Origin of the sequence: Mariniradius saccharolyticus AK6 (genome assembly GCF_000330725.2) — a bacterium.
Taxonomy (GTDB): Bacteria; Bacteroidota; Bacteroidia; order Cytophagales; family Cyclobacteriaceae; genus Mariniradius; species Mariniradius saccharolyticus.
This window is the reverse complement of the sequence record NZ_AMZY02000013.1, coordinates 115,797-128,099: the sequence shown is the minus strand read 5'-3', so window position 1 is coordinate 128,099 and position 12,303 is coordinate 115,797. Positions and strand designations below refer to the sequence as shown.

Sequence of the window (12,303 nt, the reverse complement as noted above, 5' to 3'; positions counted from 1 at the left end):
TTTAAATGTTTTTTCAAACTTGTTTTAAAAAAATAAATAAAATTCAATTTTAACAGAATAAAATTCTTCATTTCTCTCAATCGGTATTTTAAAAGATTTATAATCCCAGATTTCACCAACGTTTATAAATGCAAAATCCGAAAAAATAAAATCTTCAAAATATTACTTTCCAAAAATTACAAAATCGAAATTTTAGTAAATAAATTGTCATTTTTCAAAACAAAATTTCAATTTCAACAATGTATGGACTTTGATTCAAAATAAGTATAATGATTTCGAACTCGATTCAGAATACCTCATTATCTTTGCAAACTACTCAAATAAAACCCAAATTTTAACAATATGATAATTGGTGTTCCAAAGGAAATCAAAAACAATGAGAACCGGGTGGCGCTGACACCTGCAGGTGCAAAAGAGCTTGTAAAAAGAGGTCATCAGGTATATGTACAACATTCGGCGGGCGTTGGCAGTGGCTTTCAAGACGAAGAATACACAACAGCCGGCGCGACGATTCTTCCTAATATAGAGGAAACTTATAGAATCGCAGAAATGATCATCAAGGTCAAAGAACCCATCGAGCCGGAATATAAGCTGATAAAAGAAAATCAATTACTATTCACCTATTTCCACTTTGCTTCTTATGAGCCTCTCACAAAGGCAATGGTAGCGAGCAAAGCGGTTTGCCTCGCGTACGAGACCGTTGAGAAAGCAGATAGAAGCCTGCCTCTGTTGGTGCCAATGTCCGAGGTTGCAGGACGGATGGCGATCCAAAAAGGGGCTAACTATCTTGAAAAACCTCTGAAAGGAAGGGGAATTCTTCTCGGGGGTGTACCTGGCGTGCTGCCCGCAAAAGTACTTATACTGGGCGGTGGAATTGTTGGAACGCAGGCTGCATGGATGGCCGCAGGATTGGGTGCAGATGTCACCATAATGGATGTTTCCCTACCACGAATGCGGCATCTCGCAGATGTAATGCCCGCAAACGTGAAAACAATGATGTCCAACGAATACAACATCAGGGAAATGGTAAAACACGCTGACCTTATTGTGGGAGCTGTATTGATTCCAGGAGCGAAAGCACCTCACTTGATTACGAAGGACATGCTTAAACTGATGAAACCCGGTACGGTATTGGTCGACGTAGCGGTGGACCAGGGAGGATGCATCGAAACATGCAAACCTACCACGCACGAAAATCCCACCTACATCATCGATGACGTTGTGCATTACTGTGTCGCCAATATGCCCGGTGCGGTACCCTATACCTCAACTTTGGCGCTTACAAATGCGACATTACCTTATGCCATTCAGTTAGCGGATAAAGGCTGGAAAAAAGCCGCCCAGGATAATCCGGACTTGGTCCCGGGCTTGAATGTGATCAACGGTGAAATCGTTTACAAGGCCGTTGCGGAGGCGTTCAACATGCCCTACTCGGACGTTGAAAAATATTTGGCGGATTAAGCATAAAAACGCCACAAAAAGAAAAAGCTCCCTATCTTGGATGGGGAGCTTTTTTTTGATAGTGTTCTTAACCAGACTTAATTAAGGCGATCCAACACTTCGAACCTTGAGACATTGCTTTTAAACTCAGGTATTATGGATTTAAGGTGGAATACAAGATCGTTGTCAGTAGACCTACCCAGCATTTTTTCAAACAAATCGATCTGACCTTCTATCTTGTAGTAATGTACCGGAGCTACCTTCGCAATCAATATCTTAGGGTGGTGGGTAATTTTCACCTGTTCGGACGAATTCAAAAGTTCTTCATATAACTTCTCCCCATCCCTCAGGCCTGTAAAAACTATCTGAACATCCTGACCAACTCTCTTTCCGCTTAAACGAATCATATTAACTGCCAGATCAATGATCTTGATTGGTTCCCCCATATCAAAGACATAAATCTCACCCCCCTCGCCCATTGCTCCCGCTTCCAAAACCAGTTGGCAAGCCTCAGGAATCGTCATAAAATACCTTGTCACCTCTGGGTGGGTAACCGTAAGTGGCCCACCTTGGAGCAATTGTCTCTTGAACATCGGAACTACAGATCCATTTGAACCCAAGACGTTTCCAAATCGCGTTGTAATGAATTTGGTGTGGTTTTTCTTGTGGTGACTCTCCAAAAAGATGTTTAAGGATTGCACGTACATCTCTGCTGCACGCTTGGTAGCGCCCATGACATTTGTTGGGTTTACAGCTTTATCGGTACTTACAAACACAAACTTTTCGACCATGTAGATCACCGCCAAGTCCGCGAGTATTTTGGTTCCGAGGATATTGCTTCTAATTGCTTCTTGTGGATAGTTTTCAATCATCGGTACATGCTTATATGCAGCGGCGTGAAACACCATCTCAGGTTTGTACTCGGCAAAGAGGGATTTCATTTTTTCCTTGTCTCGTACGTCGGCAAGAATCGCCAAGCTTTTTGTCAGAAAACCCGAATTGCTAATCTCGATTTCAAGTTCATACAATGCGGATTCAGAGAAATCCAGCATCAGCAGCAACTTAGGATTGTAGTGCATGATTTGCCGGCAAAGCTCGCTACCAATTGAACCTGCGGCACCGGTAACCAATACGACCTTGTTCGTCAACTCTTCCATCACCCGCAGATTGTCCAAGGATATTTGTTCACGACCCAATAAATCCTCAATTTTAAGATCGCGGACGATTTCACTTTTAGGGCTGCTCTTTATCCACCTATTTACGGAGGGTATTATGCTAACATGTATTCCAAGTTTGAAACATGTATCGAGAATCTCTTTTTTCCGTTGGACTGAAAGACCCTCAACGGCAATTATTAATTCACTTGCCTTTGCTGTTTTCACCAGCTTGCTTAATTGATCCAAGCCGCGGTAAATCCTAATTCCTCCAATAACTTTTCCGACTTTTTTCGGATCGTCGTCCAAGATAGCTACAACCTCAACTTGTGATTTTGGATCACTGTTTAGAACCTCAAGGGTTCTCAATCCTACCTCACTTGCACCGTAAAGTACAGCTGTCCTTTTCACGTTATTCACAAATCCGGATTTAAGGTAAAGAAACAATTCTTTAACTAACAGCCTGTAGATAATCAGTAAGAAAAGGGAACTCAACGTTGCAATCACCAAAACGGAAAACGGAATCAAATACCCCACGTTTCCGAAGAAGTCAATCGCAATATTTAGTACAAGAATCAATGCGAAATTCACCGAAACTGTCCTGAATACTTGAAGGCTATCTTTGAGACCGGTATGTCGAACAATTCCTTTGTAACTCTTGGTAAACAACATCACGGCTGTACCGGAAAAGGCGAAATAGAGACTTCCAAGGAAAAACCCGCTGTTTTCGATTTGTCCAAAATCGAAGTTAAATCTTAAGAAGAATGCAAGCACCGCTGCGTGGAAAAGTAGAAAAGTATCCAGTGAGGCTATTACCCAACGCGGAAGAATTTTGAGATCTTTCAGGAAGTTCATCTAGCGAAGAAAATTATCACATCAAGTAGAATCGAATGATGATAATGGTGATTAATCGTGATCAAATATAAATATTATTAAATCACTGGCAATTTTAATTGAAAATTAATAACGCGCTTATTTCACAAAGCAGATTTCAAAGTTTGTGATACAAAAATCAAAGCTCAAAATGCAAACCAAAAGATTGAATAGTTAAATAACTTGACAAAAATCAATTAACCCACTAGTCTGTTGGGCTGTTGGGGCCATCCCCTATATCCGAATTACCTGTGAATTTCGGCATAGATACGTTTTCCGAGTTGTTGACTCCTTTGCGAAAAAGTACGTTTTTGATGGTAAGGAGTAGTATCTTGGTATCTAAGTGTAGAGAAATATGATCGACATACCAAATATCAAGATCAAATTTCTCACTCCAGGATAGACTGTTACGACCATTTATTTGTGCCCAACCCGTAATTCCAGGCTTTACCAAATGCCGGCGCGCTTGCTTCTCATCATAGAGCGGAAGATATTCGACAAGTAACGGCCTTGGACCGACTAGACTCATTTCGCCTTTAAGGACATTCCAAAGTTGAGGTAGTTCATCGATCGACGCCTTCCTCATGAAACTGCCCAATTTAGTTATCCTCTGATTGTCAGGTAGGAGATTTCCTTGATGATCAAAGGCATCCCGCATTGTCTTGAATTTCACCAGGGTGAACACTTTACCATGAAGGCCAGGGCGTGGTTGTAAAAAAAGGGGATTTCCACGATTTATGGTTGCCAATGCAAGTGTCGCAATAATAAAAATCGGAGCTGACAGTATAAGCATTATCCCTGCCAGAAAAACATCCAAAAATCTCTTGCCCCAGCCTCTGTACATGGGTTATACCTTTCGCAAAGATTTTATAATCCCAACGATTCGCTCTTGGTCAAGTTCACTGAGCATTTCGCCACTCGGCAGGCAAAGGCCTATGTTGAAAAGACTTTCTGCCACATTCCCCCCAAAGTACGGGCAACCCTTAAAGATGGGCTGGAGGTGCAGCGGATTCCATAAATACCTACTTTCAATTTGCTGAGCAGCAAGAGCTTGCCTTACGTCCTCGTGGTCAAACCCGGTCACGGCCTTGTCGATCGTGATCGTGCTTAGCCATCTATTGCTTCTCACTCCTTCGGGTTCAGCCAATAAATTGATTCCTTCGAAATCAGAAAACATCTGGACGTATCTCTCGTAGGTTTTCCGCCTACTTCGAACTTTTTCTTCAAGTTTTTCAAGTTGTCCCAAACCAACTGCAGCAGAAAGATTACTCATGCAATAGTTATATCCGATTTCCTGATGTCTGTAAAAATGTACATTGTCTTTTGCCTGTAGCGCCAGATACTTTGCCTTTTTGATTGCCTCTGAATCTGAGGAAACAAGACAGCCTCCGCTACCGGTAGTGATTATCTTGTTCCCGTTAAAGGAAAATACTCCAAAGGCACCGAACGATGAACAAAACTTTCCTTTGTACTTAGAGCCAAGAGCCTCTGCCGCATCTTCAATCACGGGGATTTGGTATTTATCTGCAAGACTTAAAATCTGGTCAAATTTCGCAGGCATGCCATAAAGATCCACGACAACGATTGCTTTTGGTTTTTTCCCCTTTTTCAGTCGCTGGATTATTGCCTCCTCGAGCAAGACGGGATCCATGTTCCAAGTTTCAGACTCGCTATCTACAAACACTGGAATTGCACCTTGATAACAAATTGGATTTGCTGATGCACAAAATGTAAACGACTGACAAATAACTTCATCGCCGGGTTTAATGCCAATCAACCTCATGGCCAAGTGGAGCGCCGAGGTTCCTGAATTTGTAGCCAGGGCCTGGTAGCCCTCAGTGAAGGCAAGCAATTTTGCTTCAAATTGGACGAGCAAGTTGCCGTAAGTCGAAATATTCGAAACAGAAAATGCATCTCTGACAAAGCCTTGCTCATTGCCGTCAAACACCGGGGGGGAAAGGAGTATTCTTTCGGTCATTGTTTCGGTAAAATGTACCCAAATTTAGAGGAAAGTAAAATTCTTTTCGTTTTTCTCTGACCAAAACAAAAAAACCTTTGGCATAAAACCAAAGGTCTCTAGTATATTGACATATCAAGGCTATTAATTGTCCAAAATACGCGCCTTATCAAGTATTTCTTCCTGTATCTCAGGCTTCGAATTAGTACGTTTCCTAGTACGCTTGGATAAAATAGGCGGAGATTTTCGATTATTTTTCTTGACTTTTTTGAGAGTCAGATTGTCCAAGTTGATGCCGAGAATAATCGCAGTCAAAACAACAGTGGGTAACAACACATATTCGCTCCAACTTGAACCGATAAAGATCATTCCGATGAATGCAAGTTTCACGAAAACCAAGGTCAAAGTAACCTCATCATGTCTCATTCCCATCCTAAGGAGGAAATGATGAACATGGCTTTTGTCAGGTGCCATAGGTGACTTGCCTTTCATTATCCTTTTGATGAAAATCCGGGTAGTATCATAAATTGGAATAATTAAAAGGGCTACTCCGGTAGCAATGGGTGCATTAAACTTCCAACCTTCAAAATCTTGCATCGTCCCATTACGGTCAATAAATAAGATCGTGAGAACCGCAAGTGCAAAACCTAAGCTCAAGGAGCCTGTATCTCCCATGAATATTTTTGCGGGATGCCAATTGTAGACCAAAAACGAAGCGACAGCCCCCACCAAGATAAAAGCAAACGTAGCATAACTTTCGAGACCGGCCTCCATAAACCACCACCCGAGGAACATGAATGTCACCAAACTGATTGACCCCGCAAGTCCATCTAGCCCATCAATCAAATTAAACGAGTTAGTCAATGCCAGAATAGTGAAAATGGAGATAAAATAGCTCACATATAGCGGTAATTCATAGATTCCAAAAAAACCATAAAATCCGGTTAATCTGATATCAGCCATGACCACAACCAAATATGCCGCAATAAACTGACCAGCCAATTTTTGCAGCGCGCTCATGTTGACCATGTCGTCACGCAGGCCGACAAAAAACATCAAGCCAAAGGCCGCAAGAAGGAACCTGATTTCGACAATGTTGGATGAATCAAGCCAAGACAATACCGAAAGAAACGTGGCTGTGACAAAACCAATCCCTCCCATAGAAGGTATAAAACCATTGTGAATTTTTCGTCCCCCGGGTGTATCCATCAACTGCATCTTCTTCAAGATCATAATGATGATGGGGGTGAGAAGGAATCCAACCAAAAACGCGGTAACTACTGCTAGAAAAATGATCATAAAAAGAAATTTGCTGCAAATATATCAATAATTAGGCCAAAATCCAACAAGTTATCGAATCTAGAGATAGTTTGGCCCGATAAATTTGAAAAGTTTAATTTCAGAGTAAAATTATCCTAAATTTATTAGGGTTTGCCAAGAGACCTTAGCTTAAGTTTATGTAGTATATATTGACCATATTCGTTTTTGCTCATTGCTTGTCCTAAATACCTCAATTTTTCTTCTGATATGTATCCCATTTCAAAGGCTATTTCTTCGAGGCAAGCGACCTTCAAACCTTGTCTTTTTTCAATTGTTTGGATAAAGTTGGAAGCCTCAAGCATGGATTCATGTGTACCTGTATCCAACCAGGCATATCCCCTGCCCATGATTTCCACTTGAAGCTGATTCCTTTCCAAATATTCTTGGTTGACCGTGGTGATTTCCAATTCCCCTCGATCGCTTGGACGAATTTTCTTGGCGATCTCCACGACCGAGTTTGGATAAAAGTACAATCCTACTACCGCATAATTGCTTTTGGGGTGCTTGGGCTTTTCTTCAATCGAAACAGCATTGCCTGCAGGCGTAAATTCCACTACTCCATATCGCTCTGGGTCTTTCACATAGTAACCAAAGACCGTTGCTTTCCCTTCCTTATCGGCGGTTTTCACGGAGTTTTGAAGCAGTTTGGTGAAGCCGTGCCCATAGAAGATGTTATCACCAAGTACCAAGCAGACATTGTCCTTTCCAATAAATTCCTCGCCTATGATAAAAGCTTGTGCCAAACCATCCGGAGATGGTTGTTCAGCATAGGAAATATTCAAACCCAAATCAGATCCATCGCCAAAAAGTTTCTTGAAGCCCGGCAAATCATGAGGAGTGCTGATGATTAGTATTTCCCTAATTCCTGCAAGCATCAATACCGACATCGGATAGTAAACCATCGGTTTGTCATAAATCGCCAAAAGCTGCTTTGAAGTACCTTTGGTAATTGGATAAAGCCTTGTGCCTGAGCCGCCCGCGAGGATGATACCTTTCATGGTGAGGTGTTAGTTAATTGTTTCTTTTTCGAATTAGATAAATAATATTGGCTTGGAAATGGCTTGAAAAAACAGTATTTATCCCCTCGAAATCTCCACGCTCTGTATCACCAAATCCCCATTGCAGGTTGTGTGCTTGGACAGCCTGCAGACGTGAGTTCAAAATTAGATTATTCCACTTCTTCGAGAAAATTAATCCAACGCTCAAATCAATCCATGGCGTAGAATTCTGCTCATAGGCGAGGGAGCGATAGTAAAAATCCTGCTGATTTTCTAGGCGCTCTAATAATATCCCAACTTTGTCAAAACCTTTGACATAAGAAATTTCAAACGTCTGAATATTTGATCCGGCTCCAATACCAACACCGAGGGGTTGTCCCCGATGTACAAATCCCCTGGCCCTTGTATGTGAATGCCATATCAATCCTCCAGCCAATCCAGGATATCTAATATATCTATTCACTGACTCCTGCTGATGTGTAATCTCTCCTCTTAACTGAATGAACTCTCCACTTCCTTTCCCAACATCTATTAACTTGTTAAAACCTAAAATATATGCCCTCGCATGTTCCGGATTCAAAATAAATTCCCTCCAATTCAAGGCGTGGTCCCTTCTTCCAAACTCACCATAGATTTCTGCCTTAAATTGTTGATTTACAAGCCTGAAGAAAACGGAAACCTGCTGATCCTTGCCTTCCTCATCTCGGTCAAGTCCCGCACGGGTCTTTTGAAATGGTTCAAAAACTGGGAAAAAATCCAAGAATCTATTGCCCCTACTATCGTTGTATTGTTGTACGGTACGATTTAATCCAAAAAAGAAACCTTTCAACCATTTCGGGTTATAGGATATACTTAAGCCGTTAAGATACCTCCAATTATCTACAAATGGTCTAAAAAATTTATCATGTTCACTTTGAAATTGAGTTGGAAAAATTTTTGAATTCTCTAATCTTCCGATTATAAATTGTCCTTCAAAATTTCCTATTGCTGTCTTGGCAGGTTTTGATGTATTGAAAGTAAAATGGAAGAACCCAGGGCCATTATTTGAAAATATCAAACTATTCCACTGGCCTGGCCCCCACCATATGTTTTGAGTAGAAAATCCGCTTTCAAAGGCTCCGAATTTTGCGGTCAACTTTGTCTGTCCAAGAAAAAAACGAGTTGTCGGACTCGCTCCAAATCTTTCTGGGAAATCACCATAGTTGAAGTCATTGAACCTTAATCGAGTCACTTCGTCATCCCAATTCTCAGAAAAACCGAAGTAGGCCTTGTTTTGTGCAATCACAATTTCTGGCTGAAACTGGTAGTGGATAAACTTGAAATTACCAAATATCCCTGATGAAAGATATTGCTGCAAACCGACATTTGGTGCGATTGCGCCATCAGCCCATCCCCAAGGCCTTTTGGAATTAAACTGGGTAATGGAAAAAACTGGCAAATATTTAAAAGCAATACTGTCGCTGTTCTCAAGGAATCGCAAATTCCGCTCTGCTCCCAATGAATCCCAATATGGTATTCCACGGAATTCAAAATTTCTGATGAAAAGTGAGTAATCGCTGTCAAAATCGCCTTGCAATTGGGCTCTCCTAGTGAGTTCTTGGAAGATTAGACTGTTAGTTTGTAGATCTTGGCAATAGCCTGACTGAATTCCTACCGACAGAAAAAATCCCGAAAAGACGAGCATGATGGTAAAGAACTTACAAAATCGTAATGACATCCTGACTAGTGGTAGTTGTTTCTTCGAGGTATATGGTTTTCGCTTAATCCAAAAGGACATCGAGCATCTGTTTTGCGATTTTCTTTCTATCAAAATCATCTGCAAGTTTACGGCAACCTTGCTTGTATCGGAGATACGCGTCAGCATCCTTGTAAATAGACTTTACGGCAGCAACAAATGACTCCCTGTTTTCGGGACCAAAACAAAGCCCTGCGTTATATTGCTCAATCAACAATTTGGTTTCACCTTCAAGTCCCAAGAGGATGGGCTTTTCGACTGCCGCCGCCTCAAATATCTTTGATGGAATCACCGTTAAAAATGTATCACTTTTCTTCAAGTTTACCAACGCTACATCCATAAGGCGCAAATACCCAAGAACCTCCTGCTTGGGTACCGAGTCGATAAAAGCTACATTCGATAGCATTTTTTGATTTGCGGAATTAACGAGGTTTCTCTTTTCGGCACCATCGCCCATGAAAAGGAAGAATACTTCTTTCAGTTCCTCTTCGAGCTCTGAAAGGCAATTCAAAATAAAATCCAATCCATGTGCCAATCCATGTGTACCGATGTAGGCGATCACAAACTTGCCTTGCAAACCCAGCTTTTGGACCAGTGAAGCATCCTTTGTACCAGGTGTGAATTGGTCAAGATTTGCTCCGTTTTTAAAAACGAATATTTTCTCTGGATTTACACCTTTCCCTATTAGGTTGGATTTGAAAGCATCAGTTACAACCACAATTTTATGCGCCGATCGATATAGTCTAGTTTCCACCCATTCAAAAAACCTTATCGCTGAGTTTTTTTTCATAGCTCCCACTGCTACAATCGATTCCGGCCAAATATCCCTAACTTCCATCACCCATTTTTTTCTTTTAAAAAATGCTGCCATGCTACCAGCGATGGCAGTGAAAAACTGGGGAGAAGTTGCGACTATCAGATCGGTCCTTATGAAAAGAGAAACCCAAAAAGCCATAGTTGCATAGCTGACGTAGTCCAGAATCCTCTTTAAAAACCCCTCGTTTGCCGTTATGTAGGACCAGACCCGAATGACGGTTATTCCTTCAATTGTTTCCTTTTGGACAAGTTTATTCCTATAACCGTCAAATACCTTTCCCTTGGGGAAATTCGGAACACAGGTAACCACCGTAACCTCTATGCCTTCTTTGACCCACTCTTTGCAATGCTCAAACGTGCGATTTGCTGGCGCATTTACCTCTGGGGGAAAATTATCGGATAGAAAAAGAATTCTCATTAGTTTATTTTGATTGTGGTTTTTACATCCTCTTTGAAGCCAACAACATTGATTTTTTTCGCCTTCGCAAGCTTATTGAAACCGAGACAATAATCATATTCCTGTATTGCTACAGAGAGTTTACTGTCGAATTCCATTAAGATGTCCTTCCCGATACTGAAGGTATTTTCTCCTACATCCCTAATTGAAATGGACGGGTGAAAGTGAAAATTTAATTGAGGCTTCACAAGCGAAAGGTCCCCGACAAGTAAATCTTCAATTTCAATCCTCCCGTTTGAAATTTTCAAGCGCCTAAAAACCTCAATACCGAGATTTCTGTATCCAGAATGAGAGGCAAATATCCCTTGATCGCTGTCTTCGTGTATGGTCACGATAGCTCTACGTCCAACCCTAAATCCAGCCCAAACTTCTGAAGAATTCCCGCCATTGATTGAAACCGTATTGTGAAGCATTGTCGACCTTTCTAAATCCCTTCTAGAAGAAATATTGTACGTAGAGACACCAGCATCGACAATTATCGGAAAATCAAGGATATATAAAACAAATGAAAATGTGTCTGCATGGGCATGGCCAGGCTGATAGCCTGGACTAATGCCATTCACATCGATCACAAGTTCCATACGACTGTTTTTAAACTTACGGTATCCCGATTCCTTCAAATGAATGTTTTTGTTGATTGGTAAGGCTTGAAGAGACGCGAGTTGATTCAATTGAGTTGTATTCAATGAAACACCGTATGTGGAATCGTTGAAATGTGGAACTTCTCCGTTCGAAAATGATACTTCATTGAGCCAAGAAAGCATCAAAATAGCCTTTTGCTGGAGCAGCCCTCTAACTTGGCTAGATTCCGACAAGTAGCCAATTGCCTCCAATATTCGAAATAGGATGATTTGGTGATACATTGGACTCAATTCGAAATGCGCCCCATCCCTCAATATTTGCTCCTCCAATTCAATCTCTAAGAACCTCTCGGCTTTCTTGATCCAATCCTCGTTACCAAAAAAATGCCCCGCCATCAACAATGCAAAAAGGTTTTCCAAGAGATGATTTGCCAAAATGTGAAATTCGAGATTTTTGGATAGGTACTTTGCCTCCGCAAAGACCATAACAAAAACTTCGTCATCTGGCCGAATAATTTCCTGTGTGGAGAAAAATCGAATCACGTTCATAATCCGGAGACTTACTGGGTATGGCTCCAACCGAAGTCTACCATCCCATAGATTATTGTATACTTCAGCCAAAAGTTTTGCCTTGATCTCAAACGAGACTGATTGCTGTTTTAGAAAATCCAGGTATTGCAAATTGTAATTCCAAAGTTTTCCAAAACCCTGAAAATTCCAGTCCACTGCGCCCTCAAACTCCTTTTGAAGATTCAAGAAATTGAATTTGAGATGAGTATCGGATACAGCCAAAATCTCATATTGGACTGGTATTTCCTGAAATTTCAGCCGAGTGACACTAAAATTCCCACCAGAGTGCTTCTTGAGATTGCGAGGCTTTACAAACCGATATTTAAACTGATAAGCCACCTGTTTCATTTTCAGGTGGCTTATCGTTCGAGTATACAATCCAATCTTTGAAATCACCTCCAA

General features: G+C 41.2%; 9 protein-coding genes. 1 reads left to right on the top strand and 8 read right to left on the bottom strand.

The window, feature by feature from the left end; genetic code table 11:
- The first annotated feature begins 342 nt into the window (after positions 1–342).
- Positions 343–1,461 carry an alanine dehydrogenase gene (gene ald, locus C943_RS13525; RefSeq protein ID WP_008628782.1) on the top strand — a complete coding sequence of 373 codons (1,119 nt, stop codon included), beginning with the start codon at positions 343–345 and terminating at the stop codon, positions 1,459–1,461.
- 77 nt (positions 1,462–1,538) lie between these two features.
- Here the strand turns inward: ald and C943_RS13520 are convergent, their stop codons facing one another.
- From C943_RS13520 to C943_RS13485, 8 genes are all read right to left on the bottom strand, one after another.
- Positions 1,539–3,449 carry a polysaccharide biosynthesis protein gene (locus C943_RS13520; RefSeq protein WP_008628781.1) on the bottom strand — a complete coding sequence of 637 codons (1,911 nt, stop codon included), beginning with the start codon at positions 3,447–3,449 and terminating at the stop codon, positions 1,539–1,541.
- 223 nt (positions 3,450–3,672) lie between these two features.
- The gene (locus tag C943_RS13515; protein WP_008628779.1) at positions 3,673–4,311 is read right to left on the bottom strand and encodes a sugar transferase; all 639 of its coding nucleotides are present in this window, start codon (positions 4,309–4,311) and stop codon (positions 3,673–3,675) included.
- A 3-nt stretch (positions 4,312–4,314) separates the two neighbouring features.
- Positions 4,315–5,445 (bottom strand): DegT/DnrJ/EryC1/StrS family aminotransferase, encoded by a 1,131-nt coding sequence (locus tag C943_RS13510; protein WP_008628778.1) that lies wholly within the window; start codon positions 5,443–5,445, stop codon positions 4,315–4,317.
- 123 nt (positions 5,446–5,568) lie between these two features.
- Positions 5,569–6,723, bottom strand: coding sequence for a glycosyltransferase family 4 protein (locus C943_RS13505; RefSeq protein ID WP_008628777.1), 1,155 nt, complete (start codon positions 6,721–6,723; stop codon positions 5,569–5,571).
- Positions 6,724–6,848: 125 nt separating this feature from the next.
- Positions 6,849–7,742: a glucose-1-phosphate thymidylyltransferase RfbA gene (gene rfbA, locus C943_RS13500; RefSeq protein ID WP_008628776.1), complete on the bottom strand. Its 894-nt coding sequence runs from the start codon at positions 7,740–7,742 to the stop codon at positions 6,849–6,851.
- Between the two features lie 13 nt (positions 7,743–7,755).
- On the bottom strand, positions 7,756–9,426 hold the full coding sequence (locus C943_RS13495) for a capsule assembly Wzi family protein (RefSeq protein ID WP_157198546.1): 1,671 nt from the start codon (positions 9,424–9,426) through the stop codon (positions 7,756–7,758).
- Between the two features lie 76 nt (positions 9,427–9,502).
- A complete protein-coding gene (locus C943_RS13490; protein ID WP_008628774.1) occupies positions 9,503–10,711 on the bottom strand; it encodes a glycosyltransferase family 4 protein in 1,209 nt (402 codons plus the stop codon).
- Entirely contained in the window at positions 10,711–12,249 is a 1,539-nt protein-coding gene (locus tag C943_RS13485; RefSeq protein ID WP_342664154.1) for a heparinase II/III domain-containing protein, read from the bottom strand. Before C943_RS13485 ends, C943_RS13490 begins: the two co-directional genes overlap by 1 nt.
- Positions 12,250–12,303 lie beyond the last annotated feature (54 nt).

Excerpts from the sequence above, each read along its gene's own strand:
- ald (WP_008628782.1), top strand. The coding sequence starts at position 343 with ATGATAATTGGTGTTCCAAAGGAAATCAAAAACAATGAGAACCGGGTG.
- C943_RS13520 (WP_008628781.1), bottom strand. The coding sequence starts at position 3,449 with ATGAACTTCCTGAAAGATCTCAAAATTCTTCCGCGTTGGGTAATAGCC.
- C943_RS13515 (WP_008628779.1), bottom strand. The coding sequence starts at position 4,311 with ATGTACAGAGGCTGGGGCAAGAGATTTTTGGATGTTTTTCTGGCAGGG.
- C943_RS13510 (WP_008628778.1), bottom strand. The coding sequence starts at position 5,445 with ATGACCGAAAGAATACTCCTTTCCCCCCCGGTGTTTGACGGCAATGAG.
- C943_RS13505 (WP_008628777.1), bottom strand. The coding sequence starts at position 6,723 with ATGATCATTTTTCTAGCAGTAGTTACCGCGTTTTTGGTTGGATTCCTT.
- rfbA (WP_008628776.1), bottom strand. The coding sequence starts at position 7,742 with ATGAAAGGTATCATCCTCGCGGGCGGCTCAGGCACAAGGCTTTATCCA.
- C943_RS13495 (WP_157198546.1), bottom strand. The coding sequence starts at position 9,426 with ATGCTCGTCTTTTCGGGATTTTTTCTGTCGGTAGGAATTCAGTCAGGC.
- C943_RS13490 (WP_008628774.1), bottom strand. The coding sequence starts at position 10,711 with ATGAGAATTCTTTTTCTATCCGATAATTTTCCCCCAGAGGTAAATGCG.
- C943_RS13485 (WP_342664154.1), bottom strand. The coding sequence starts at position 12,249 with ATGAAACAGGTGGCTTATCAGTTTAAATATCGGTTTGTAAAGCCTCGC.